This window comes from Pseudomonas putida (assembly GCF_028682455.1).
Lineage (GTDB): Bacteria > Pseudomonadota > Gammaproteobacteria > Pseudomonadales > Pseudomonadaceae > Aquipseudomonas > Aquipseudomonas putida_AA.
The window spans coordinates 699329-723650 of record NZ_JANHLD010000002.1; the positions used below are offsets into that span (position 1 = coordinate 699329).

20 protein-coding genes are annotated in these 24322 nt (G+C 64.0%); 5 read left to right on the forward strand and 15 right to left on the reverse strand.

Annotated elements, in window-relative coordinates; translation table 11 throughout:
- Positions 1-118: 118 nt before the first annotated feature.
- Positions 119-1195 (reverse strand): AraC family transcriptional regulator, encoded by a 1077-nt coding sequence (locus NPS58_RS13890; RefSeq protein WP_274115926.1) that lies wholly within the window; start codon positions 1193-1195, stop codon positions 119-121.
- A gap of 206 nt (positions 1196-1401) precedes the next feature.
- Between NPS58_RS13890 and NPS58_RS13895 the strand changes: the two genes are divergently transcribed.
- Positions 1402-2874, forward strand: a complete 1473-nt coding sequence (locus tag NPS58_RS13895; protein WP_274115927.1) for a flavin monoamine oxidase family protein — start codon at positions 1402-1404, stop codon at positions 2872-2874.
- Between the two features lie 20 nt (positions 2875-2894).
- The gene (locus NPS58_RS13900) at positions 2895-4355 is read left to right on the forward strand and encodes an arylsulfatase (RefSeq protein ID WP_274115928.1); all 1461 of its coding nucleotides are present in this window, start codon (positions 2895-2897) and stop codon (positions 4353-4355) included.
- Positions 4356-4662: 307 nt separating this feature from the next.
- On the opposite strand, the gene NPS58_RS13905 is transcribed toward NPS58_RS13900, so the two are convergent.
- The 11 genes from NPS58_RS13905 to NPS58_RS13955 form a co-directional block, all read right to left on the reverse strand.
- Positions 4663-6438 carry an alkyl sulfatase dimerization domain-containing protein gene (locus NPS58_RS13905; protein ID WP_274115929.1) on the reverse strand — a complete coding sequence of 592 codons (1776 nt, stop codon included), beginning with the start codon at positions 6436-6438 and terminating at the stop codon, positions 4663-4665.
- 20 nt (positions 6439-6458) lie between these two features.
- The gene (locus tag NPS58_RS13910; RefSeq protein ID WP_274115930.1) at positions 6459-7439 is read right to left on the reverse strand and encodes an alpha/beta fold hydrolase; all 981 of its coding nucleotides are present in this window, start codon (positions 7437-7439) and stop codon (positions 6459-6461) included.
- Between the two features lie 49 nt (positions 7440-7488).
- Positions 7489-8631, reverse strand: a complete 1143-nt coding sequence (locus tag NPS58_RS13915) for an acyl-CoA dehydrogenase family protein (RefSeq protein ID WP_274115931.1) — start codon at positions 8629-8631, stop codon at positions 7489-7491.
- Between the two features lie 101 nt (positions 8632-8732).
- Positions 8733-10301 (reverse strand): arylsulfatase, encoded by a 1569-nt coding sequence (locus tag NPS58_RS13920; protein WP_425313079.1) that lies wholly within the window; start codon positions 10299-10301, stop codon positions 8733-8735.
- 39 nt (positions 10302-10340) lie between these two features.
- Entirely contained in the window at positions 10341-11417 is a 1077-nt protein-coding gene (locus tag NPS58_RS13925; protein ID WP_274115933.1) for a DUF1254 domain-containing protein, read from the reverse strand.
- A 12-nt stretch (positions 11418-11429) separates the two neighbouring features.
- The gene (locus NPS58_RS13930) at positions 11430-12842 is read right to left on the reverse strand and encodes a DUF1254 domain-containing protein (protein WP_274115934.1); all 1413 of its coding nucleotides are present in this window, start codon (positions 12840-12842) and stop codon (positions 11430-11432) included.
- Between the two features lie 45 nt (positions 12843-12887).
- Positions 12888-13511: a DUF2889 domain-containing protein gene (locus tag NPS58_RS13935; RefSeq protein WP_274115935.1), complete on the reverse strand. Its 624-nt coding sequence runs from the start codon at positions 13509-13511 to the stop codon at positions 12888-12890.
- Between the two features lie 94 nt (positions 13512-13605).
- Positions 13606-14433, reverse strand: a complete 828-nt coding sequence (locus NPS58_RS13940) for an SDR family NAD(P)-dependent oxidoreductase (RefSeq protein WP_274115936.1) — start codon at positions 14431-14433, stop codon at positions 13606-13608.
- Between the two features lie 22 nt (positions 14434-14455).
- Positions 14456-14881 (reverse strand): MaoC/PaaZ C-terminal domain-containing protein, encoded by a 426-nt coding sequence (locus NPS58_RS13945; protein WP_274115937.1) that lies wholly within the window; start codon positions 14879-14881, stop codon positions 14456-14458.
- A 10-nt stretch (positions 14882-14891) separates the two neighbouring features.
- Entirely contained in the window at positions 14892-15332 is a 441-nt protein-coding gene (locus NPS58_RS13950; RefSeq protein WP_274115938.1) for a MaoC family dehydratase N-terminal domain-containing protein, read from the reverse strand.
- A gap of 64 nt (positions 15333-15396) precedes the next feature.
- On the reverse strand, positions 15397-16584 hold the full coding sequence (locus tag NPS58_RS13955) for a lipid-transfer protein (protein ID WP_274115939.1): 1188 nt from the start codon (positions 16582-16584) through the stop codon (positions 15397-15399).
- A gap of 291 nt (positions 16585-16875) precedes the next feature.
- Here NPS58_RS13955 and NPS58_RS13960 point away from each other — a divergent pair, with 291 nt between their 5' ends.
- The 3 genes from NPS58_RS13960 (at position 16876) to NPS58_RS13970 (ending at position 21734) form a co-directional block, all read left to right on the forward strand.
- Positions 16876-18669 (forward strand): DUF1302 domain-containing protein, encoded by a 1794-nt coding sequence (locus NPS58_RS13960; protein ID WP_274115940.1) that lies wholly within the window; start codon positions 16876-16878, stop codon positions 18667-18669.
- 25 nt (positions 18670-18694) lie between these two features.
- Positions 18695-20065 (forward strand): DUF1329 domain-containing protein, encoded by a 1371-nt coding sequence (locus NPS58_RS13965; RefSeq protein WP_274115941.1) that lies wholly within the window; start codon positions 18695-18697, stop codon positions 20063-20065.
- 109 nt (positions 20066-20174) lie between these two features.
- A complete protein-coding gene (locus tag NPS58_RS13970) occupies positions 20175-21734 on the forward strand; it encodes an arylsulfatase (protein ID WP_274116541.1) in 1560 nt (519 codons plus the stop codon).
- Positions 21735-21940: 206 nt separating this feature from the next.
- On the opposite strand, the gene NPS58_RS13975 is transcribed toward NPS58_RS13970, so the two are convergent.
- Genes NPS58_RS13975 through NPS58_RS13985 form a run of 3 tightly spaced genes read right to left on the reverse strand, consistent with a single transcriptional unit; the run spans position 21941 to position 24232 of the window.
- The gene (locus tag NPS58_RS13975) at positions 21941-22627 is read right to left on the reverse strand and encodes a TetR/AcrR family transcriptional regulator (RefSeq protein ID WP_274115942.1); all 687 of its coding nucleotides are present in this window, start codon (positions 22625-22627) and stop codon (positions 21941-21943) included.
- A 28-nt stretch (positions 22628-22655) separates the two neighbouring features.
- On the reverse strand, positions 22656-23081 hold the full coding sequence (locus NPS58_RS13980; RefSeq protein WP_274115943.1) for an acyl-CoA thioesterase: 426 nt from the start codon (positions 23079-23081) through the stop codon (positions 22656-22658).
- Positions 23081-24232 carry an iron-containing alcohol dehydrogenase gene (locus tag NPS58_RS13985; RefSeq protein ID WP_274115944.1) on the reverse strand — a complete coding sequence of 384 codons (1152 nt, stop codon included), beginning with the start codon at positions 24230-24232 and terminating at the stop codon, positions 23081-23083. Before NPS58_RS13985 ends, NPS58_RS13980 begins: the two co-directional genes overlap by 1 nt.
- Positions 24233-24322: the final 90 nt, after the last annotated feature.

Sequence of the window (24322 nt, forward strand, 5' to 3'; positions counted from 1 at the left end):
AGGCGCAGCAGCCCCTAAGCTGCGCGGGCTGGAAACGGACGAGCACCCTGCCCAGTGCAGTCCACGCAACTGCAATGACGGGGTGCTCGTCGCGCCGTCCACGCCGGAGGTCAGCTCATCAGGTTGTGCCGGCGCGCCCAGAGCACAGCGCCATAGCGGCTGGACACATCGGCCTTGTAGTAGATGTTCTCCCACAGCTCTGCCGGTATGCCCGCGGGGTCTGTCCGGTCCAGCGGCGGAACGCCCGGGTGAACGAACTCGCCTCGGCATAGCCCAGTCCCGAGGCGATTTCGGTGATGCTCCGCGATGACTGCTGCAAATACTGCTGTGCCTTGATCCGGCGAATATCATCGACCAAGGCATTGAACTCCAGCGCCTGTTCCTGCAGGCGCCGCTGCAATGTGCGAGCGCTCAGGCGCAATTCCTTGGCGATCACGTCGAGGCGAACCTCACCGACGTGCAGGTTATCGAGCACCACCTGACGAATACGCGCGCTCAGGTCGATGGCAGCCAGGCGCCTGCTGCGTTGCTCTTCCAGGTACGGCAGCAGCGCCTGGAACAGCCTCTGGTCGGCCGTCGCCAGAGCCTGCTCGAGAATTGCCCCTGGCCAGACCAGGCGGTTGAAGGGCTGGTCGAAGCGCAGCGGGCACTGGAAGGTCTGGCGATGCAGCACCGTATCGCCGGGTTCGGCATGCATGAAATCCACCAGCAGCGGCGCGAACTGGTTGTCGGTCACCCGGCAGAGCGTGCTGTAGAGCCCGGCAATGGCGAACTCGGCATCCTGGCGGCAGTGGCTGATGCCGGGGTCGGTCAGTCGATAGCAGATATGCACCTGGTCATCGCGTACATACCAGTGCAACTCGTTGGCATGGGCATGCACCACCAGGTAGCGGCTGATGAACTCGAGCATGCCGCGCACATCGGCGACGCTGCGCGCGGCATGGCCAAAAGCCCCCAGGGCGCTGGCCGTGGTCGCCTCACTCAACTGGCCCAGCCCCAGGCGCAAGCCCAGGCACGGGTCGGTCTGTTCGGCTGTCAGCTCCAGCAGCGCGATATAGCGGCTCAGGGGAATTTCCTGGTTGGCATGCTCCACCACCTCCGGGCTCAAGCCGACCTCGGCCAGAAAGGGACGAAACAGCGCGGCATGGCGCTGCAGCAGGGTTTCGCTGAATACCGTGTAATTCGCCTGGGACATGCGCTCGACCCCCTGTGCATGGCAGTTGGACAATTCTGATTAAACCCCTGTCAGCGCCCGTACGCCCTCCCTGAATGGGGGGGGTCGGTCTTTGGCGCGCAATGACAAATTCATTGACGCCCCTGGGCGATACCTGCTGGCGGCTTGCTGTCATTTTCCAGCCAGGTGCCCACGGGCAATTCACTCTACTGTGAGGATGCATGGAAATGGCAGAACAAGAACAAGAAGCCAAGGGCGGCGTGAGCCGTCGTAAATTTTTGCGCAACGCCGGCGTGGTCGGCGCGGCCGGAGCAGCGGCGGCGGTCGGTGCTGCGCAGGTGGGTGCGGTCACGGCGCAGGGCCCGCAGGGCAGCTGCAAGAGTGCCGGCTGCGACTACGACGTCATCGTCATCGGCGGCGGCTTCGCCGGCGTCACCGCGGCCCGCGACAGCAGCGCCAATGGCTACAAGACCCTGCTGCTGGAGGCGCGCAACCGGCTCGGCGGCCGCACCTACAGCAGCGAATTCGCCGGCCACAAGGTCGAGCTGGGCGGCACCTGGATCCACTGGACCCAGCCCTTCGTCTGGGCCGAGGTCGAGCGCTACGGGATACAGCTCAAGGAAACCCCGGAGCACCACGTAGCCGGCAAGGACACCCTGTCGGTGGTCCACCAGGGCAAGCGCATGGAGCTTGCCGGCGCCGATCTGGTCAGTGCCGTGCAGGGCATCTACGCCTACTTCGCCGATGCCCGCAAGCTGTGGGAGCGTCCCTATGACGCCCACTACACCTGGAAGCAACTGACCGCCGTCGATTCGATGAGCGCCGCCGACCGCTACGCGCAGCTGCAACTGACGCCACTGCAACGCACCGTGGTGGATGCCTACATCGCCGGCATTTCCCACACCACCAGCGATCAGGCCTCCTATGCCGACGTGCTGCGCTGGTGGGCGCTACCGGGCTGGGAGCTGTCGCAGTTCAGCGACTCGCTGGGGCGCTACACCTTCAAGGACGGCACCATCAGCCTGATCAACGCGATGATCGCCGATGCCAGCCCCGAAGTACGCCTGGCAACGCCGGTCACCCAGGTGCAAGACAAGGGCGACCGGGTACTGGTCACCACCGAGCAGGGCCAGACCCTGGTGGCCGGGGCCGTGATCGTCGCAGTACCGATGAACGTGCTGCCGCGTATCAACTTCTCCCCTGCCCTGGATCCGGCGCTGGTCGAGGCGGCCAAGCAGACCCACACCGGCAGCGGTTTCAAGGTGTTCGTGCGCACCCGTGGCAAGCTGCCGAGCGAAGGCAAGTGGACCGGCATTGCCGACTCCCACCAACCCTTGAGCCTGCTGACCACCTATGCCAAGGCCGAGGACCATACCCTGTTCGCCTGCTTCGGCAGTGATCCGGCCAAGCTCGACTTCCAGGACCGCGACGCGGTGCAGACCGTGTTCGACAGCTTTTTCCCGGGTATCGAAGTCGAAACCTGCTACGGCTACGAGTGGACCCTGGACCCCTATGCCCGTGGTACCTACTGCAGCTATCGACCCAACTGGCTGGGCAAGTACTACGCCCATTTCCAGCAGGACCGCGGCCGGGTGATCTTCGGCCAGGGCGACCACGGCGAAGGCTGGCGCGGCTTTATCGATGGTGCGATCAGCGCGGGCGGCAAAGCGGCTTCCCGTACCCGCAAGCTGCTCGGTTGACCCGTGCGCAGGAGTAATCGATGAAACTCACACGCTTCGCTACGGCGCTCGTCGCCGTGGCGCTCTTTGCAGCCTCCGCGGCGCCGCAGGTGCTGGCTGACACGCAGCGACCGAACATCGTGCTGATCCTGATGGACAACCTCGGCTACGGCGAGCTGGGGGTCTACGGTGGCGGTGCGCTGCGCGGCGCCGAGACCCCGCGGATCGACCAGTTGGCCGCCGAGGGCGTGCGCCTGACCAACTTCAACGTCGAAGCGCAATGCACGCCGTCGCGCTCGGCGCTGATGACCGGGCGCTTCTCGATCCGCTCCGGCACCTACAAGGTGTCGGGCGGCGGTGCGCCCGACGGGTTGACGCAATGGGAGATCACCCTGGCCGAACTGCTCTCGGCCCAGGGCTATGCCACCGGGATCTGGGGCAAATGGCACCTGGGCAGCAGCGAACAGCGCTTCCCCACCCACCAGGGCTTCGATGAATGGTTTGGCGTACCGCGCACCTTCGACGAGACGATGTGGTCGTCGGCCGACGATACCGACAACCTGCGTCCGGCCCTGGGCAGTCGCCAGGGCTGGGACCCGTCGGTGGCACCGGCGCAATACATCTACGAGGCGCGCAAGGGCGAGCCGGCGCGCAAAGTCGCCCTGCTCGACCTGGCCAGCAAACGCACCCTCGATGCGCAGATCGCCAGCCGCGCGGTGGACTTCATCCAGCGCAACGCCCGGGACGGCAAGCCGTTCTTCGCCTACGTGCCGTTCTCGCTGGTGCATATGCCGACCCAGCCGAACCCTGAGTTCGTCGGCAAGACCGGCAATGGCTCCTGGGCCGATGCCCTGGCTGAAATGGACCACCGTACCGGGCAGATCCTCGATGCGATCAAGGCCGCAGGCGTCGAGGACAACACCCTGGTGATCTTTGCCAGCGACAACGGCGGCGAGGCGACCTACCCCTGGAAAGGCGCCAACGGCCCATGGCGCGGCAGCTACTTCACCGCCATGGAAGCCAGCCTGCGCTCGCCGTTCATCCTGCGCTGGCCGGGCCAGGCGACGGCTGGCCGGGTCAGTAACGAGATCGTCCACATTGCCGACCTGTACCCTACTCTCTCCCGCCTTGGCGGTGCGCAAGTGCCCCAGGACCGGGCCGTGGATGGTGTCGACCAGCTGGCGTTCCTGACCGGCAAGCAGGCGCAGTCCAACCGTGAAGGTTTCCCGGCGTACGTCGCCGATCGGTTGACGGCGATCAAGTGGCGCAACTGGAAGCTGCATCTGGTCTGGCAGGAGAGCATGTACGACCCGGCGCAGACGCTGCCGTTCCCCAAGGCTGTGAACCTGCTGACCGACCTCAGGGAGGAGCACGATGTGATGGTGGAAAATACCTGGCTGGTGCATCCGATGATGAAACTCATTGGTGCGTTCAAGGCCAGCCTCAAGCAGTACCCGCCCATCGAGGCCGGTACACCGGATCCCTACACCCCGCCTAAGTAGTTAACCCCGCAGCCCACTCCCGGCCATGACATGGGTGGGGTGGGCTTGCTACTCGATGCGGCCTTGTGTGTTGATCCATTGTTTGTGGTGATGGCAAGTCACCCTTGCGCCGTTACGGCGCCTTGCTTTTTCAGTCGAAAAAAGTAAGCAAAAATTCTCGCCCCACCAGGGGCCCTACGCTTCGCATCTTCGGCCTTCGCCGCACCTGTGGGTGCGGGCTTGCCCGCGATCGGCCGCAACGCGGCCGTAACCCAGGCATCACCCGATTTGCTGGTTGTACCGGTATCTTCCCGGGGCAAGCCCCCGCCTAGAACACTTTGTACGGATCGAACAGCGCCAGGAACGCGGTTGCCGCCGCCTTGTCGCCGCTCAGTTCAACCTTGCCGCTGTCCAGCAGTTCGCCAAGGCTCTGTTTGTTGAGGAACAACGCGGTAAAGCTGGCCGCATCCAGGCGCAGGACGAAATCCGCCGGGCGCCGGTACTGGGCCGGTTGCTCGATGAACAATGCCACGCCGCGACGCAGGTGCAAGGCCGCCGATGGCTTGGAGGCGTCGATGAAATCGAAGCGCATCAGCGCATCGGTGTCCTGGGCCTTGATCGGGTCTACCCGTACCCGCAGTTCATCGACGAAGCGCACCGGGTTGGCGGCGATCTGCGCTGGGTTGGGCGGTATTACCTGGGGCAGCCTGACTTTGCCTTCCAGCGCCAGGGCCTGGCTCAACATGAACGCCCGGGTAATGCTGGCGGTGGCGGCATGGGCGCTGCTGCGCAGCAGGTCGGCCTTGAGCTGGCGGGTTTCGGTATCGTCCGGGGTCAGGCGAAACTGATAACCCAGCAACTCCAGGGCCCAGGCCAGTTCGCCCCTGCCCTGCGCCGCGCGTACCTCGGCGAGCAGCTTGTCACGACCGCCCAGTAGCGGCACCAGGCGCTCGGCACTGGCGCGCGGCGGCAGTTTCACCAAGGTCGCGGCGTCGCCATCCCACCAGCCCAGGGCATGGTTCATGATCGCCGGCGCATACCAGTCCAGTTGGCCATACGACTCGAACATCCACGGGTCTTGCGCCAGGTGCCGGGGCAGCTTGATGAAGTCACGCAGCTCATCCGGTCCCTTGCCCTGCAGGATGCCGCGCAGGGTCTGGTCGAGTACCAGGTTGATGAAGTCGCGGTAGTTGTTCAGGGTTTGCTGCACCTTGAGGCTACCGGACACCGGCAGCGCATGCTGGTTGACCAGGTATTCGGGTTGCAGGTCAATCAGGTCCTGCAGGGCCAGGCTCCAGTCCCGCGGTTCGCGGTACTTGGCGCCGCGCGGGGTGTAGAAGTTCGGCATCCACGGCCACACCAGGTTGTTCAGCGCCACCTTGCGCTCGGGCAACCACACGGTGATGCCATCGTCGGTGTCCGAACCACCCCGGCTAAGGAACTTCAGCCGCACCCCCGCCACGACCAATTCCTCACCATGCTGCACCGGCGTGTTCACCGGCACAAAGCCGCTTTCGCCGATGCTGACGGCAAAGCCCGCCTTGCCATCGGGGCCCTGCTCGGGCAGTGCGATCTGCGCGTGCTGGTAGGCACGCGAGCGCTGCAGCGGCTCGACTTCCGGGTAGTAGGAACCCAGGCCGCCGATCTTCATGTTCTCGTTGAGCTTGGGGTGGCCGATGGTCAGCACATCCTTTTCGCCCTCGAGCAGTGTGCGCGCGCCCTTGGTGTAGTGCGAATGGCTGTAGATCAGGGCCTTGATCGGCTTGTCGCTGAAACTGCGGATCGCTTGCCGATAGCGCGTGCCATCCTCCAGCCCTTCGCCGGTTTCCCAGACGATCAGCCCCTCGGGGCCTTCGATCACCGCTGCGTTGAGCATCGGCCCCGGCAAGATCCACACCCCTTCGGTGAGCTTGTAGGGCTTGCTGTCCTGGTGCCTGACCAACTTGCCATTGTCGAGCACCGCCTGGTTGATCAGCGCGCCACTGGCGGTTTTACCCACCTGCACCGGCGCGCCCATGAACAACCCGTCACCGGCCAGCAGCGGCAACACGACACTGGCGGCGAGCATACCGGCAACCAGCGGGGCCAATGGAAAACGCGGCATATATCACTCCTTGAATGTTTTTATTGTTGTCGCTGTCGATCGCCCCGGGCCGGATAACGGCGGGCGAGAAAGTCCAGGACCAGTGCGTTGACTGCCTGCGGCTGCTCATTCTGGGTCCAGTGGCCGCATTCGGCCAGGCGATGCTGCTCGAGGTCGGGGATCACCGAGGGCATACGTTCCTGCGAAATGCTTTCGATGCGCCCGATCGGGTCGTCCTCACCGAGCAGGAACAGCGTAGGTTGCAGTATCTGGCGACCGGCCAGGTCGGCGCTGCGCGCCCAACTGCGGTCGAAGTTGCGATACCAGTTCAACGGGCCGTCAAAGCCCCTGGCGAAGGTGCGTACATACACCTCGAAATCCGCCTCGCTGCACCAGGGCGGGTTGGCCGGCACATCGCCGAGACCGTCGAACAGTCGGCTGTCGGCCGGCTTGTCCTGCAGGAACGACTCACTGGCGCCGCGACCGAACTGGATCCGGCGCAGGCTGTTGGCGATATCGGCGTTCAATTCGGCCTCGGCCACGCCCGGATGCTGGAAATACAGCATGTAATGAAAGCGGTTCTCGAAGGCCTTGTGCAGCAGTTCGAGGGGCGAACGCCTGGGCCGCCCGCCGTAGGGCACCGAGAGCGTTACCAACGCCTTGACCCGCTCGGGTTCGAGCAGGCCCAAGTGATAGGCCACCGGTGCGCCCCAATCGTGACCGACCACGCATGCCTCGGTCTGCCCCAGGGCATCCATGGCCGCCTGGATATCCGCGCACAAGGTGATCAGGTCGTATTCCTCGACCGCCTGCGGGGCGCTGGTTTGCCCATAGCCTCGCATTTCCGGGACCAGCACGCGAAAGCCCGCCGCCGCCAGCGCCGGGATCTGCCGGCGCCAGGAGTACCAGCTTTCCGGAAAACCATGCAGCAGCCAGACCGGGCGACCGTGTTCGGGGCCGCTGCTGTAGAGGCTCAGTTCGATGCCGTTGACCGACAGTATCTGGTGCTGCACGTCCTGCATGGTGACGCTCCTGGACAATGATCGTGGATTCGGTTCGGCCGGGGGGTAACTAGAGCGTGCGCGCCACCAGCTCGCGCATGATGTCGTTGGCGCCGCCGTAGATACGCGTCACGCGGCTGTCCAGGTAGTGCCGGGCTACCGGGTATTCGAGCATGTAGCCGTTGCCGCCATGCAGCTGCAGGCACTGGTCGACCACTTTCGAATACAGCTCGGAGCAGTACAGCTTGGCCGCCGCGGCCGCCTCGCTGGACAGCTTGTGCTCCAGGCACAGCTCCATGCAGCGGTCGACGTAGGTCTGGCCCACGGTGATTTCGGCTTTCAGATCGGCGAGTTTGAACCGCGAGTTCTGGAAGTCGATGATCGGCTTGCCGAACACGTTGCGGCCACGGGTGTAGTCGATGGTGTGATCGAGCACCGCCTGGGCGCCACTGATGCTGCTGATGGCGATGGCCAGGCGTTCCCAGGCGAGTTCTTTCATCAACTGGATGAAGCCCTGGCCGGGCACCCCGCCAAGCACGTTGGCCTTGGGCACGCGTACATCTTCAAAGAACAGCATGGTTGTGTCCTGGGCGTGCAGGCCCACTTTGCGCAACGGCTTGGACTTGCTTACACCCAGGCGGTCGGCTTCTACCAGGATCAGCGAGATGTCCTGGGAGCCCTTGCCGGTGTTACCGGTCTTGGCCACCACGACGATGATGTCGCAATTGGTGCCGTTGGAGATGAACGTCTTGGCGCCGTTGATCACATAGTCGTCGCCATCGAGCACGGCCCGGGTCCTGACCGCCTGCAGGTCGGAGCCGGTGTTGGGTTCGGTCATGGCTACCGCGGCGATGGCCTCGCCGCTGGCCATCTTCGGCAGCCACTGCATCTTCTGCCCTTCGGTGGCGAAGTTGATGAAATAGCCCGCACAAATGTCATGCACCGAGAAGCCGTTGAGGCCGCTGGTGTTGGCGAAGGCAATCTCTTCGGAGGCGATCATCGAGAAGCGTCGATCCAGGCCCAGGCCACCGTAGCTTTCCGGGGTGGTCGCATTGAGCATGCCCAGCTCGCCGGCGCGCAACCAGATGTCCCGGGGCACGCGATGGTCTTCTTCCCACTGCTCGTGAAACGGCGTGCACTCCTCGGCCAGGAAGCGGCGAACGGTATTGCGAAACTCTTGGTGTTCATGGTCGAACAAAACGCGGGGGATCATGGCATTTCCTCAAGGACGGGTACGTGGGCCGGACAGGGTCCAGCCCACGATAGGAAAATCTCGCCGCCAGGTGCCCCCTCGGGGAGAGGGGGCGGCGCGACTCACTGCGCAGCGGCGGGTTCGAGCTTTTGCAGCTTGCTCATGGCCTGTTTCACGGCAAGGCTCTGGTAGCTGATGCTGGCCGGGTTGAGGCTGGCGCCAGCCTGGAACGGGTACTGGGGGATGGTCGCCATGAACTTCTGGATCTGCGCCTGGGCTGGCACGAACAGCCACATCTGGTCCCCAGCCCAGCGGGCCGACAACGGCGATTCCTTGCGCGCGGTCTCGAACGGGTCGGCCTTGAGGTTGGTTACCGTCGGCACGTTGGTGACCGTGCGGGTACCGGAACCGAACGAGCCTTCCATGGACGCGAAACTGATTTTCCAGTCTCGCCAGCGCAAGGCGTTCAGTTCACCGCCCATGCTGAAGTACAGGTACTCCTCGCGCGGGCTGTCCTTGGCCTCGCCCTTGAAGAACGGCAGGAAGTTGTAGCCATCCAGGTGCACGCGGTAATCCTTGCCGTTGAGCTTGCTGCCCTTGGCCATGTCGGCGACCAGTGTCGAATCGCCGGCTGCGGCGGCCAGGGTCGGCATCCAGTCGTTATGGGCGATCAGGTTGTTGAAGCGGCTACCGGGCTTGATCACCTTCGGCCACTTGACCAGCAACGGCACCCGATGCCCGCCTTCGTTGGTGGTGCCCTTCTCGCCATTGAACGGCGAGGTGCCGCCGTCCGGCCAGCTGACCTTCTGCGCGCCGTTGTCGGTGGTGTAGATAACGATGGTGTTGTCGGCGATGCCGAGGTCATCGAGCTTTTTCAGCAACTGGCCGATCTGGCCGTCATGCTCGACCATGCCGTCCGGATACAGGCCGATGCCGGTCTTGCCTTCGGCTTCCTCGTTCAGGTGGGTCCAGACGTGCATGCGTGTGCTGTTGAACCAGACGAAGAAGGGTTTGTCGGCCTTGTGCGCCTTGTCGATGAAGTTGCCGGTGGCCTGCACCAGCTCCTGGTCGATGGTTTCCATGCGCTTGCGGGTCAGCGGCCCGGTGTCTTCGATCTTGCCGTCGGCGTAGGCATGGATCACCCCGCGCGGGCCGTACTTCTTGCGAAACTCCGGGTCCTTCGGATAGTAGTAGGTCTCTGGTTCTTCCTCGGCGTTCATGTGGTAGAGGTTGCCGAAGAACTCGTCGAAGCCGTGCTTGGTCGGCAGGTGCTGGTCGCGATCGCCGAGGTGGTTCTTGCCGAACTGGCCGGTGGTGTAGCCCTGCTGTTTCATCACCTCGCCGATGGTCGGTGCCCAGTCGGGAATGCCATGGTCGGAGCCGGGCATACCGATGGTCAGCAAGCCGGTGCGGAACGGGTGCTGGCCCAGCGCGAAGGCCGAGCGCCCGGCGGTGCACGACTGCTCGCCATAGGCGTGGGTGAACAGCGCACCTTCCTGGGCGATACGGTCGATGTTCGGAGTCTCGTACCCCATCATGCCCTGGTTGTAGACACTGAGGTTGGAGTAGCCGATATCGTCACCGAAGATCACCAGCACGTTCGGTTTGTCGGCGGCTATGGCGCCGCTGGCGGCTCCGAGCAATGAAGCGGCCAGCGCAAAGGTGCCTAGCCAGCGGTTAACGGGCAACATCATAAAAACTCCTTTTCGGGTTGCGCAGCTCGGGAGAAGTCATGGCAGTGGTTGCGCCTGCGGGAAGCGCCAGCTGCCGTCGAGGATCTGTGCCTGGGGCAGGTACAGGCGAACCATGTAGTTCCAGCCCGGCATGGTTGGCAGACAGTTGGCGACTTTGCCGTCACAGCCACCGAAACGGACCTTCACCGAACCATCGGCGCCTTTACTGGCCGTCAGGTTGTTGAGGGTGTAGGCGTCGAACGGGTTTTTCTGGAAGTAACCGGCGGAGTCATAGACGCTGATCGACCAGAACGCATCGACCGGCACGTCCCTGACCACCAGTTGATGCACCGTGGAGCCGTCGTTGCGCGTCGGGGTGACGTTCAGGTAATAGGCATCCTTCTCGGGATTGCCGCCCCAGGCCGCGGCACTGCCGAGCAGGTGGCGGATCGGATCGACCTGCGCCGGGGAGCCGAACATGCCGCCCGAATCCGGCACCGTGCTGGCCAGTGCCAGCAGCGACTTGCGCACCTGGGCGAGGCTCGCCTGGTCCCAGTTGCCCGGCTCGAAATGCCCGGGCCCACCGTCCTGGCGCACCTTGATGGCGTCCTGCAACGCATGGGCGGCCTTGACGTCGGCAGGGTCGGCCGGGTCGACCAGGGTCCGCACCCCCAGCAACAGGTAGCGGCTGCCGAGCTGCGCCTTGTCGTAGGTATAGCTGCCAGCCTTGTAGACCACCCCGGGCGTGTACTGCTGCTGGTTGATGGCGATCATCGAGAAGTAGCGCTTGCCGGCATCGGGCAGGGTCACGGTGACCGGCCCGGCGTCGAGGTCGAACACCGCCGAGGAATACAGGGTGTCGCGATTGGGCCGCACCACCGCCTGCATGTCGATGGGCAGCAACTGGCGGTGGTGGGCAAAGGCGCCGAAGCCGCCACGCTTGACCACATTGGCAAAAAACCGCGCGGATTCGGCACGGGTGAAGTTGTCGACGGTCACCTGCTGGGCATCGCTGACCGGCGTCTGCGTCTGCGCCTGTACGAGCGTGCAGCCGGCCAGCGCCAGGGCGGCGACCAGGAGGCGCAGGGTTGGCGTAGTGTTGACGATTTCGTGGGTCGTTGTTGTTGTTTTCATCGAAGGCACCGTTCAGTTTGCTTTATACATGGCAGGTTTCTGCCACTCGCCATCCAGCGCCTGTTCCTTGGGCCAGAACAGGCGCAGGGCGACCAGGAACTCACCCTTGGGCGCAGGCAACCAGTTGGACTGCTTGTCCTGGCCGGGCGACTGCTGCTGGATGTACAGGGTGATACCGCCGTCGGCATCGCGCTTGAGGTCGGGCAGCATCGGCGAGTTGATCAGGTAGCGATTGAGCGGGTTGGCCACCAGGTGACGGGTCGGCAGCTCGTACATGGTCAGCGACCAGAAGGCATTGGCTGGCGGCAACTGGTCGGCGGCAAAGCGCAGCACATAGCCCTTGCCGCTGCCGTTCAGGCGCTGGCCGTCGGCATCCTGGTAGTACGTCGGGTAGATGGCCTCCTCCTTGGAGTTGCCATAGATGCCCGAGGCCGCCGCACGCATGCGGTACAGGTAGTTGTTTTTCAGGTAGTCGCGACTGCCGAGCAGGTCGCCACTGGTCAACTTGCCGCTGGCCGCAAGCTTGTCCAGCTCGGTATTGGCCTGCCAGGCATCGGCCATGCCCTGCTCGATCGCCTTGCGCAGCTCGGGCGACAGCGCCTTGGGATCGAAGCTGCGTCCGGCACCGATGCCAAGCTGGGCGAAACGCTCCATCAGGGCTTTTTCCGAAGGATGGGTCGGGCTGTAGCCGAGCAGGAAGTTGAGCAGGCTGAAGAACTCCAGCGAGGTGCGCTCCTGGGCAGCAGTGAGCGGCGCAGGGAAATCGATCTTCGCTGCCGGCGCCGGTGCCGGTTTGCCCAGGTAGGCCGACAGGGGCTGCACCTTGAACCCGGCCTGGACCTTCTTGACGTTGTCGATATCGGCGGGGTTGAACAGCTGGGTGCGGTAGAAGACGTAGGCAAACTCGCTTTCGGAGCGGTACACCGCCTTGATCCCGGCCGGGGTAGGGCCCTTCCAGTCCGGGCCTGCGAGTAGGAAGTTGGCCGCCTCATTGCCGGTGGTACGGCTGCCGGCGTAGGCAAAATTGTGGGTATAGGCGTCGATGAACTGCGCCGTGTAGTAGCGCCCCTGCTCCACCGCCGGCATGCTCAGCACCAGCGGCTCGCTGCGCAGGTCCGCGCCCAGGTGCGAATACGGGGTGTCTGAGTTGGGGGTCTGGATCGCCCTGTCGTCCGGGGTGTAGACCCGGGCATCACTGTGCAGGGTGTTCCATGGTGCCTTGAACTCGCCACTGTTGCGGTCGACGAAGTAGGCATGCTGGATGCGGTAGTGGTCGACCATCGGGAAGCCGTAGATGTAGGCATCCTTGGCGATCGAACGGGCTTGTTCCGGGGTCAGCGCCGCCGCACTGAAGCTCAATGCGACCAGGGCGCTGCCGAGCAGTACCGAGGCTGTTCGGGTGGGAGAGAGAAGCGGGAGTTTCATTATTGTTTTTCTCCTTGTGGGCCTGCCATGTCGGCAGGTTGGCTGTCAGCGATGGTTGAGGTCGCTGGCGTCGGGGACGTTGGTGTCCGTGCCGGTGTTTTGCCCGGGCTCGTAGTAGTCCGGCCAGAGCGTGCGCACCACTTCGCCGTCGTTGCGGTAGGTATGGCAGGTGCCGATGACCCAGTGCTTGGGCCGTTTGAAGCCGGGTTCCTGTTGCTCGCGCAACAACAGCCGCTCGCGCAGGATCGGTGCAGTGGTCTGGATCAGGGTGGTGGCCATCGGACCGAGCAGCTCGCTCAGGTGGGTGCAACCGTTGATGCCCCCTACCCGTTCGGCCACCCGTTGCTTGAACCCGGCGCCGACCTTCACGCCCTTGAGCGCGGCGTAGGCCTGGCTGATCTGCGCGCAACCGGGGGTGGGGACCACTTCCGAGCGGGCCTCGACATGCTGGATTACCAGGTCGGCATCTACCGTCATCAGCAGATACATCTGGTGCAGCGTGCCGCCTGCCGGAATGGTGCCGAAGGGCATCTCGGTGTCACAGCCCTTGGTGTCGAGCAGCCGTCCTTCGATGTCGAACAAGCCATCACTGCGCAGGTAGCCGGTACAGGTAACCTGGCGGGTGTGCAGCAGGCGCCGGGTGGGCGCGGTCGATTCGTCTTGGTTCATCGAGCGCTCTCGCAAGTATGAGCGGGAAAGAGCAACCGCAACGTCGATGCGGTTGCATCACAAGTGCCGTCCATGGCAAGGGAAACCCGATGGATCACACCGTGCCCAGCCCGCCACCACAGACCAGCACCTGGCCAGACACATAGTCCGATTCCGGAATGCAGAACAGGTACACGGCATTGGCCGCTTCATCCGGGTTGCCGGGACGCCCCAGCGGAATCGAGGTTTTCGACGCCTCGACGGTCGCCGGGCTGATGCCCACCTTGATCTGCCGCCCTTCGATATCGATGAAGGTCGGATCGCCTTCCACCGGCTGGGTCTGGCGCGTCTCGATGTGACCGAAGGCCACGGCATTGACGTTGACCCGGTAGCGCCCCCACTCCTTGGACAGGGCCTTGGTCATGCCCAGCACACCGGCCTTGGCCGTGGAGTAGTTGACCTGGCCCGGGTTGCCGGATGCCGACACCGAGGAAATGTTCACCACCTTGCGGTTGACCACGCGGCCTTCGGCGGCCTCTTGCTTGGCCATGGCACTGATGATCGGCTGGGCGGCGCGCAGAATGCGGAACGGCGCGGTGATATGGCAATCGATGATCGCATACCACTGCTCGTCGCTCATCTTCTGGATCACGTTGTCCCAGGTGTAGCCGGCATTGTTGACGATGATGTCGATGCCGCCAAAGTTGTCCATGGCGGTCTTGACCAGGCGCTCGGCAAAGTCCACCGCGGTGACGCTACCCACGCACGCCACGGCTTCGCCGCCGGCCGCGCGGATCTGCGCAACCACGTCCTGGGCAGGCCCCTCGTCGAGGTCGTTGATCACCAGCCGTGCGCCTTCGCTGGCCAGCTTCAGGGCGACACTGCGGCCGATACCACGGCCGGAGCCGGTCACCAGGGCCACTTTTCCTTCAAGCTTGCTCATCTTTGTTCACCTTTTCTTGTTGTTATTGCGGGCCCAGGGCCACGACCGCTTCGCCGGCCAGCCGAGGCTCGCCGTATTGATTGGCGCAGTTGATCTGCAGGCGTACCCGACGCTCGCCGTCAACCTGGAATTTTTCCGTGATGCGGCCGCTCAGGTGGGGGATATGCCCAAGCTGGGTGATGCCGACAAAACGAACCGCCAACTCGCGGATCTGCGCCTGCGCCACCCAGCTGGTCAACAGTCGCCCCAGGTAGGCAGCCGAGAGCATGCCGTGGGCGAACACGTCCGGCTGGCGCGCCTTGCGGGCAAAATCGAGGTCGATGTGCACCTGGTTGTGGTCACCCGAAGCGCCGGCATACAGCGCCAGCGTGGTGCGGTTGACGGGGGCCAGGCGCATCAGCGGCAACTCGTCGCCGACGTTCAGTTCATCGAAATTCACGCTTGCCATGCTTGGTTCCTCAACGCTGCACCAGCGACGAGTGGATATCGGCGATGTGCTCGCCATCCTGATTGCTGACACGGGTTTGCTGCACCACGAAGGTCAGCGCCCCGCCCTTTTTCTCGTACACATCGACCACCCGGGTATCGAAGGTCAGCACGTCACCGGCGTAGGCCATGGCGTGATAGACGAAGCCCTGCTCGGCATGCAGGATGCGCCCGAGGTCGAAGCCGAAGATGCCTTCGACGATGTGGTCGGTATCGCGCCCCTCGCTTTCCAGGCACATCAGGAAAGTCGGTGGCACCGGCAGGGATTTATGCCCGGCAGCCTTGGCCGCCGCTTCGTCGGTGTAGATCGGGTCGGTTTCACCGATGGCCTTGGCAAAGAAACGCAAGCGTCCCTTTTCCACCTCGGCATGGGTCACGCCGAGCGAACGGCCGATCAGACTCTTGTCTGCCATTGCACTGGGTTCCTGTCAGAAAGTGGGAGGTGCGCACGCCCGCAAGGCGCGTGCGCACAGCCAGTCAGGCGCGACCGAACAGGGTCACGATGCCCGCGCCGCCCAGGCCCAGGTTGTGCTGCAGGGCGTGCTGCAGCCCGTCGACCTGACGTGCGCCGGCGCTGCCGCGCAGCTGGTGGGTCAGCTCGTAGCACTGGGCCAGGCCCGTGGCGCCCAGTGGGTGGCCCTTGGACAGCAAGCCGCCGGACGGGTTGACCACCACCTGGCCGCCATAGGTGTTGTCGCCATCGACGACAAACTGCTCGGCGCCGCCCACCGGGCAGAAACCCAGGCCTTCATAGGTCAGCAGTTCGTTCTGGGCGAAGCAGTCGTGCATTTCGCAGACACGGATATCTTCAGGGCCGACACCGGCTTTCTCGTAGACGAACTGGGCGGCGCGCTGGGTCATGCCGACGCCGACCACGCTGATCAGCGACGGCGGTTCGAACGCGTCCGGGGTGTCGGTCACCAGTGCCTGGGCGAGGATGGTCACATCGGTGCGCAGGCCGTGCTTCTTGGCAAAGGCTTCGCTGCAGATGATCGCCGCGGCGGCGCCACAGGTTGGCGGGCAGGCCATCAGGCGGGTCATTACGCCCGGGAAGATCACCTGGTCAGCCATCACCTCTTCGGTGGTAAGGACCTTCTTGAACACCGCCAGCGGGTTGTTGGCGGCGTGGCGGCTGGCCTTGGCGCGAATCATCGCGAAGGTTTCCATGCGGGTGCCGTACTTATCCATGTGTTCCTTGCCGGCGCCACCGAAAAAGCGCAGCGCTGGCGGCATGCCATCGCCTTCCGGGAAGATCTGGTCGACCACGGCATTGCCCTTGCCGTAGGTGCCCGGACGGTCGGTCCAGTGATCTTTGAGCGCGCCTGGCTGCATCTGCTCGAAGCCATAGGCCAGGGCGCATTCGACCGCACCGCTTTCCACGGCCTGGCGCGCCAGGTAGAGGGCGGTGGAGCCGCTGCCGCAGTTGTTGTTGACGTTGATCACCGGGATGCCCGACAGGCCGACTTCGTACAGCGCCGACTGGCCGCTGGTGGAGTCGCCGTAGACGTAGCCGGCGTAGGCCTGCTGCACCAGCTTGTAATCGACCCCCGCATCCTTGAGCGCCAGGCGGATCGCCTCGGCACCCATCTCGATGTAGCTGGCGCTGGCGCCAGGCTTGGTGAACTGAATCATGCCGACGCCGGCGACGTAAGTTTTCTGCGACATCACTTCCTCCAGGGACAGTTGTTCAAGGCGCCGCTCGTCGCGCTTGGCTGGCGGCGATCACAGCAACCTGTGGGTCGATGGTTACTTAACCGGACCCCCACCCTGCCCCCTCAAGTGGAGGGGGATCGGCGTGCATCTGCAAAGCTGCGGCAGGTTTTTCCCTGCCCCCCCTGAGGAGCGAACGCCAGCCCCCCCGCTTGAGGGGGGAAGGATTTTTCCGACCCGGCTTAGCGTTTGATCGCTGTTCAAAAAAACAACAACTACAAAAACCAGAGGTATGTGGAGCGCGACATGACAATAAAAAAACTCGCAACACTGCAGCCACACCTGCTAGCCGTTGCGGTCGCCCTGGGCACCAGCAGCCAGGCCCAAGCCATCGACTTCAAAATCGGCGAGATTCGTGGCCAGTTCGATTCGTCGTTGTCGATCGGCGCCAGCTGGGCCGTGCGTGGACCCGACCCGGATTTTGTTTCCACCTCCAACGTCACAGGCTTGCGCGGCAACACCGGTACCCGCTCGGCGGACGATAACCGCCAGAACTTCAAGAAAGGCGAGACCTTCTCGAAGATCTTCAAGGGCCTGCACGACCTGGAACTGAAATACGGCGATAGCGGCGTGTTCGTGCGCGGAAAATACTGGTACGACTTCGAACTCAAGGACGAGCATCGGTTGTTCTACGATATCCAGGACAACGGCCGCGACGACCTCGCCAAGTCCTCGGGCGCGGAATTCCTCGATGCCTTCGTCTACCACAACTACACCCTGGGCGACCTGGCCGGCAACGTGCGGGTCGGCAAGCAAGTGGTCAGCTGGGGCGAGAGCACCTTCATCGGCAACTCGATCAACAGCGCCAACCCGGTCGATGCCGCGGCATTGCGCCGGCCAGGCTCGGAAGTCAAGGAAGGCCTGCTCCCGGTGAGCATGCTGTATGTCTCCCAGGCCGTGTCCGAGAACTTCAACGTCGAGGCCTTCTACCAGCTGGAATGGAAAAAGTCGGTGGTCGACAACTGCGGCACCTTCTTCGGTGTCGATCCATTGCCCCAAGGCTGTAACGATCGCCTGGTGGCGGCAGGCCCGGACTTTGCCCAGGGCGACCCACGCCTGAACACCATCCCCGGCAGTGCGATTTTCCAGCGCCAGGACGATGACGATGCGCGCGACAGTGGCCAGTACGGCCTGGCCCTGCGCTGGTTCGTGCCGCAATGGGATGACATGGAGCTCGGCGCCTATGTGATGAACTACCACAGCCGCAGCCCGACCCTGAACTTCGTGCAGACCACCGTGCCGCGCAATGGCTCGCCGATCGACAAAGTGCGCAACTCCAGCTATTTCGTCGGCTACCCCGAAGATATCCGCCTGTATGGCCTGAGCTTCTCCACCAACGTCGAAGGCGTCGCCCTGGGTGGCGAAATCAGCTACCGGCCGAACATGCCGCTGGGCCTGAACAACGCCGACGTCAACAACGCCGCTATCAACACCGCCACTTCACCGCTGTTCGTCGCCGGCCACTCCACGCCCAACGATCCGGGCTCGCTGGTCACCGGTTACAAGCGCATGCCGGTGTTCCAGGGGCAGATGAGCGCCACCAAGAGCTGGTCGCAGATTCTCGGCGGCGAACGCCTGACGGTGATCGGTGAGGTCGGTTACACCCGTATCAACGGCCTGGGCGACGCTGATGGCAGCGACCTGCGCTTCGGCCGCAGCTCGATCTTCGGCGGCGGGGTGATTCCTGGCGGTGATGCCGCCAACGCAGGGTGCCTGAACACCATCAGCAACCCGCAGCAGCAGTGCAACGACAAGGGCTTCTACACCACCAGTTCATGGGGCTATCGGGTTCGCGTGCGCCAGGAATACCCCAACGTCATCGCCGGTATCAACCTGGCGCCAAACCTGGCCTGGTCCCATGACGTCGACGGCACTGGCCCTACGTTCGAAGAAGGCACCAAGGCGGTCAGCCTCGGCCTGGATGCCGACTATCGCAACACCTACACCGCCAGTCTGAGCTACACCGACTTTTTCGGTGGCCAATTCAACACCAACACAGATCGTGACTACGTCTCGCTGAGTTTCGGCGTGAACTTCTGACGGCCCGCAGCAGAGGAAAACACCCATGAAAAGCACTCTCGTCAAGCAATTAGGCGCCCTGGCATTGTCGATGCTGGCTACCAGCGTGATGGCCGCGGTTTCACCCGAGGAAGCCGCCAAGCTCGGTACCACCCTCACCCCGCTGGGTGCGGAAAAAGCCGGCAACGCCGATGGCAGCATCCCGGCCTGGACCGGTGGCCTCAAGAAAGACGCAGGTAGCGCCGACAGCCACGGTTTCCTGAGCAATCCGTACGAAAACGAAAAGCCGCTGTTCGTTATCACCGCTGCCAATGCCGAGCAGTACAAGGACAAGCTGACCCCAGGCCAGATGGCGATGTTCAAGCGCTATGCGCAGACCTACCGGATCCCGGTGTACCCGTCGCACCGCAGCGCCTCGGTGCCGGATAGCGTCTACGAGATCGCCAAGAAAAGCGCGGTTGCCACCGAGCTGTCCAACGACGGCAACGGCCTGGCCAACTTCGCCGATTTGCGCTACTACGCCTTCCCCATTCCCAAGACCGGGGTCGAGGTGTACTGGAACCACGTCACCCGCTACCGCGGCGCCAACACCAAGAAAGACACTGCCCAGGCCGCACCGCAGGTCAACGGCGCCTACACCATCGTCAATGCCAGCGACGAGAACAGCTTCCCGCAGTACATGGAAGGCGTCGACAAAACGGCCGACAAGAACGTGCTCTATTACTACAAGTTCGCGGTGACCGGCCCGGCACGCCTGGCCGGCACCGTGGTCATGGCCCACGAGACCATCAACCAGGTCGAGGAGCCGCGCAAGTCGTGGATCTACAACGCCGGCCAGCGCCGCGTACGCCGCGCGCCAGAGCTGGCCTACGACGCACCCGGCCAGGCCTCCGACGGCCTGCGTACCTCCGACAACGCCGACATGATGAACGGCGCGCCCGACCGCTATGACTGGAAGCTGATCGGCAAGAAGGAGATGTACATCCCCTACAACAGCTACAAGCTGGCATCGCCGAGCACCAAGTACGCCGACATCGTCAAGCCCGGGCACATCAACCAGGACCTGACCCGCTACGAACTGCACCGCGTCTGGCACGTCCAGGCCACCCTCAAGCCCGGCGAGCGGCATGTCTACGCCAAGCGCGACATGTACTTCGACGAAGACACCTGGCAACTGGTGGAGGTGGACCACTACGACGGTCGTGGCCAGCTGTGGCGCGTCGGCGAGAACCACCTGTACGCCAACTACAAGTACCAGCTCAGCGCCTCCGCCGCCCAGGGCTTCTATGACCTGATTGCCGGCCGCTACCTCGTCGGCGGCATGACCAACGAGGCCGAGTTCGCGCCGCGCTATGGCCTGGTGACCAAGAAGTCGGACTTCACGCCATCGGCACTGCGCAACGCCGGTATCCGCTGACCGACCAGCGGCCCCGCGCCACTGACAACGACGCCCCGTTCCCGGGGCGTCGTTGCATCTGCACCCCCATTGCCTGAACCAAGGAGATGCAACCGTGAAAACCCTGATCATGCGCCTGGCCCTCGCCGTCGGCGCCCTGCTGCACCTGGCCGGTGCCGTCGCCGCGCCACCGAACATCCTGGTGATCTTCGGCGACGATGTCGGCCAGACCAACATCAGCGCCTATGCCTTCGGCGTGGTCGGCTACAAGACCCCCAACCTGGACCGCATCGCCCGCGAGGGCATGATGTTCACCGACTATTACGCCGAGAACAGCTGCACCGCCGGACGTTCGGCGTTCATTACCGGGCAGAGCCCCTTGCGCACCGGCCTGACCAAGGTCGGCTCGCCCGGCGCGCCCATCGGCTTGCAGCAGCGCGATGTCACCCTGGCCCGGGTGCTCAAGTCCATGGGCTATGCCACCGGCCAGTTCGGCAAGAACCACCTGGGCGACCGCAACGAGTTCCTCCCCACCCAGCACGGGTTCGACGAATTCTTCGGCAACCTCTATCACCTCAACGCCGAGGAAAACCCCGAGCACGCCTACTGGCCGAAGGACCCGAACGACCCCTACGCCAAGAAGCTGCGACCGCGCGGCGTACTGCATGCCTTCGCCGATGGCAAGATCGAGGACACCGGCGCCCTCAACAGCAAGCGCATGGAAACCATCGACGACGAAATCACCAACGCCACCATCGACTTCATCACTCGCCAGGCGAAGGCCGACAAGCCGTTCTTCGCCTGGATGAACACCACCCGCATGCATGCCTATACCCATGTGCGACCGTCGATGCAGGGTCAGAGCGGCATGCCCGGCAATACCTATGCCGACGGCATGATCGAGCATGACGGCCACGTCGGCCAGGTGCTTGCCGCCCTCGATAACCTCAAGCTCAGCGACAACACCATCGTCGTCTACACCACCGACAACGGCCCCAACAAGCGGCACTGGCCGGACGCGGCGACCTCACCGTTTCGCAACGAAAAGAACTCCAACTGGGAAGGCGCGTTCCGCGCACCGGCGATGGTCCGCTGGCCCGGCAAGATCCCTGCCGGCGAGGTGTCTACCGCGATGTTTGCCGGCCTGGACTGGTTCCCGACCCTGGTGGCGGCCGTCGGCAACCCCGACATCAAGGCGCAACTGCTCCAGGGCACACGCGTGGGCACGCAGGACTACAAGGTGCACCTGGACGGCTACAACCAGCTCGACCTGCTGACCGGCAAGACCAGCAAGAGCGCCAGGGAGGAGTTCTACTACTTCAGTGACGACGGCGAACTGGTGGCCATGCGTTTCGACGACTGGAAGGCGGTGTTCTGCGAGCAACGCAAGCCCGGTGGTTTCGAAGTCTGGGAAGAGCCCTTCGTCTGCCTGCGCATCCCGAAGATCTTCAACCTGCGCATGGACCCGTTCGAGGAGGCCGACATCGTCTCCGACCAGTACGACGCCTGGCGTACCAAGGCCGGCTACCTGGCAGCGATCGCCAGCATGCGTGCGGCAAAGTTCCTGCAAACCTTCATGGAATACCCGCCCAGCCAACTGCCGGCAAGCTTCAGCATCGACCAGGTGCGTCGCCAGGTAGACGCCAAAGTGGTCGAACTGTTGCGCCAGAAAGCGGCGCAAAAGCCCTGACCCCGATGGCCTCTCGCGGAGCAACCCCGCTACTGATAATTGCATCTGTAGGAGCGGGCAAGCCCGCTCCCACAGGTACCGCGCAAGCCAGCAAGAGCGTAGCGACTCGTGCTCTTGATCTTCAAGGGCCGCTGGTGGGGCGAGACCATTGCGCAAGGAGGCAAAGGTGACTCGACATCACCGCAAATAATGGATAGCCCACCGATTCATTCATCTGGTGTCGTCAACAGCGCATGCACCATCCGCGCAATCATCAGCGGCGTATCGTCGGCCACCAGATACTCGGGCTTTTCCAGCAGCATGGCCCGCGGCAAAGTCAGCAACGTATGCAACACCAGGAACTCGGCTTTCTCGCGATCCCTGACACGAATCTCACTGGCAAAACGCTCCATCAGCGTCGACGTGGCGCTGGTGCTCCAGAGCTGCTTGGCCTTGACCAGATCCAGGCGCACCAACTCGTCATAGTGAGTCGAACGCACACTGAACGCGGGGTCGAACAGGGTCTTTTTGTAATGCACGGCCAGGCCGATGCTCAGGGTCAGCAGAATGCCATCGAACAGCGTCGCACTGGGCGGCAATGCGCGGATACCAGCGTGCAGTTCGGCGCGCACCTCCAGCCGATAGTCCTCGAAGATCGCTGCGATCAGCGCTTCCATGGCCGGGAAGTATTCGTAGATCGAGCTGATCGCCACCCCGGCCTCCTCGGCCAGGCGCAAGGCGGTCAGTGCTTCGCGCCCTTCACGCTCGAGGATCCAGCGCCCGGTCTGCTTCAACGCTGTGACCAGGGCGATGGAGCGCGCCTGGCGCGGCTCCTTGCGGGGCTGGGCGGGGATCTCGACCTGCAGGACGTGGTCGTCGGCGGTGTCTCTTCGCTCGCGGCCGGGCTTGGTCATGACACACTCCTGTAGCGGATCGCGCTACCTACTGGTCGGCCAGGGTGGCCAGTACCGTACGTACAGCTTGCGGAATCGGCACCGAGCGGTTGCTGACCCGGTCGACGTACACATAGACGATGTAGCCCGCCGCGCTGGCCTGTTGCTCGTCATTGCGAAACAGCCCCAGCTCATAACGCAGGCTACTGTTGCCCAGGTGCGCGACCTTCACGCCGATGGTGACCCGGTCGGGGAAACTGATCGAGGCAAAGTAGCTGCAGCAATTCTCGGCGATCAGGCCGATGACCGGGCTGCTGCCGATGTCGAGGGTACCCTCCTCGACCAGGAACTGGCTGATCGCCGACTCGTAGTACGAGTGATAGACGACGTTGTTCACATGCCCATAGGAGTCGTGATCGCCCCAGCGCGTGGTGATCGGGTAAAAACGCCGGAACGCTTCCCGGGTAGGACGCATCAGAACACCTCCCGGTAGATCGCACGCACATCGTCAAGCCCGACCTCACGTGGATTGTTGCCCAACAGGCGGGTCTGCTTCATGGCATCGACGGCCAGTTGCTCGATATCGGCCTCGGTGATCCCGACCTCGCGCAGGCAGGTCGGCAGGCGCAGCTCGCCGGTCAGGGTGCCGAGGTAGTCGGCCAGGGCATGGGCCTTGTGCAGATCGGAGCCTTGCAGGTCTGCCAGGACGATATCGGCAAGCTCGGCGTACAGCGGCGCCGCCACCTCCAGGTTGAAGCGCAGCACCGGGCCCAGCACCAGGGCGTTGGACAGCCCATGGGGCACATGAAAGCGCGCACCGATCGGATAGGCCAGGGCATGCACCGCCGCCACCGGGGCATTGGCGAAGGCCATGCCGGCCAGGCAGGCGCCCAGCAGCATGTTCTCGCGGGCTTCAAGGTCGGCGCCGTCCTGGCAGGCGCGGTGCAGATTGGCCGACAACAGGCGCAACGCCTCGCGCGCCAGGCAGTCGGACAACGGGTTCTTCAGGTGCTTGCTGGTGTAGGCCTCGACGGCATGGACCATCGCGTCGATGCCGGTGGCGGCGGTCACATGGGCCGGCAACCCCAGGGTCAGGGTGGCGTCGAGCACCGCGAGGTCTGGCAGCAGCAAGGGCGAGATCACCACGTTCTTTTCCCCGGCGCCGGTGGTCACCACCGACACCGCGGTCACTTCCGAGCCGGTGCCGGCGGTGGTCGGCACCAGGATCAACGGCAGGCGCGGGCCCTTGGCCTGATTGATGCCGTACACCTCGACCAGGGACTCACCGCTACAGGCCAGCAATGCCGCGAGCTTGGCAGCGTCCAGCGAGCTGCCGCCGCCCAGCCCCACCACACAGTCGGCGCCACAGGCCTGGGCCGCCTCGACGGCAGCCTGGATCACCGACTCCGGCGGGTCGGCCTGCACCTGCGCGTAGACCGTCACCGCCACGTCTTCACCCTCGAAGCCGACCAGTACCTGCTCCAGCAACCCGGCGGCGACCACCCCGGGGTCGGTGACCAGCAGCACCGAGCCTGCGCCCAGCGCACGCACCTGGGTGGCAAGCCGGCGCGCCGCGCCGCGTTCGATCACCAGGGACTTGGTGGTCTGGAAGGCCATGTTCAGCATGAAAACCTCATCGTTGGCTGGTTTCTCGACATAGGGCCAGCGTCACGCAGACGTAACGCCCAGCCACGGATCTGCCCACCTTAGTACCGC

What these genes read in the sequence shown, in the direction of transcription:
- NPS58_RS13955 (WP_274115939.1), bottom strand. Translation starts at nt 16,584, where the DNA reads ATGTCGCAGAAAACTTACGTCGCCGGCGTCGGCATGATTCAGTTCACC.
- NPS58_RS13930 (WP_274115934.1), bottom strand. Translation starts at nt 12,842, where the DNA reads ATGAAACTCCCGCTTCTCTCTCCCACCCGAACAGCCTCGGTACTGCTC.
- NPS58_RS13940 (WP_274115936.1), bottom strand. Translation starts at nt 14,433, where the DNA reads ATGAGCAAGCTTGAAGGAAAAGTGGCCCTGGTGACCGGCTCCGGCCGT.
- NPS58_RS13925 (WP_274115933.1), bottom strand. Translation starts at nt 11,417, where the DNA reads ATGAAAACAACAACAACGACCCACGAAATCGTCAACACTACGCCAACC.
- NPS58_RS13935 (WP_274115935.1), bottom strand. Translation starts at nt 13,511, where the DNA reads ATGAACCAAGACGAATCGACCGCGCCCACCCGGCGCCTGCTGCACACC.
- NPS58_RS13960 (WP_274115940.1), top strand. Translation starts at nt 16,876, where the DNA reads ATGACAATAAAAAAACTCGCAACACTGCAGCCACACCTGCTAGCCGTT.
- NPS58_RS13980 (WP_274115943.1), bottom strand. Translation starts at nt 23,081, where the DNA reads ATGCGTCCTACCCGGGAAGCGTTCCGGCGTTTTTACCCGATCACCACG.
- NPS58_RS13945 (WP_274115937.1), bottom strand. Translation starts at nt 14,881, where the DNA reads ATGGCAAGCGTGAATTTCGATGAACTGAACGTCGGCGACGAGTTGCCG.
- NPS58_RS13905 (WP_274115929.1), bottom strand. Translation starts at nt 6,438, where the DNA reads ATGCCGCGTTTTCCATTGGCCCCGCTGGTTGCCGGTATGCTCGCCGCC.
- NPS58_RS13965 (WP_274115941.1), top strand. Translation starts at nt 18,695, where the DNA reads ATGAAAAGCACTCTCGTCAAGCAATTAGGCGCCCTGGCATTGTCGATG.
- NPS58_RS13950 (WP_274115938.1), bottom strand. Translation starts at nt 15,332, where the DNA reads ATGGCAGACAAGAGTCTGATCGGCCGTTCGCTCGGCGTGACCCATGCC.
- NPS58_RS13890 (WP_274115926.1), bottom strand. Translation starts at nt 1,195, where the DNA reads ATGTCCCAGGCGAATTACACGGTATTCAGCGAAACCCTGCTGCAGCGC.
- NPS58_RS13970 (WP_274116541.1), top strand. Translation starts at nt 20,175, where the DNA reads ATGCGCCTGGCCCTCGCCGTCGGCGCCCTGCTGCACCTGGCCGGTGCC.
- NPS58_RS13900 (WP_274115928.1), top strand. Translation starts at nt 2,895, where the DNA reads ATGAAACTCACACGCTTCGCTACGGCGCTCGTCGCCGTGGCGCTCTTT.
- NPS58_RS13895 (WP_274115927.1), top strand. Translation starts at nt 1,402, where the DNA reads ATGGCAGAACAAGAACAAGAAGCCAAGGGCGGCGTGAGCCGTCGTAAA.
- NPS58_RS13920 (WP_425313079.1), bottom strand. Translation starts at nt 10,301, where the DNA reads ATGTTGCCCGTTAACCGCTGGCTAGGCACCTTTGCGCTGGCCGCTTCA.
- NPS58_RS13910 (WP_274115930.1), bottom strand. Translation starts at nt 7,439, where the DNA reads ATGCAGGACGTGCAGCACCAGATACTGTCGGTCAACGGCATCGAACTG.
- NPS58_RS13975 (WP_274115942.1), bottom strand. Translation starts at nt 22,627, where the DNA reads ATGACCAAGCCCGGCCGCGAGCGAAGAGACACCGCCGACGACCACGTC.
- NPS58_RS13915 (WP_274115931.1), bottom strand. Translation starts at nt 8,631, where the DNA reads ATGATCCCCCGCGTTTTGTTCGACCATGAACACCAAGAGTTTCGCAAT.
- NPS58_RS13985 (WP_274115944.1), bottom strand. Translation starts at nt 24,232, where the DNA reads ATGCTGAACATGGCCTTCCAGACCACCAAGTCCCTGGTGATCGAACGC.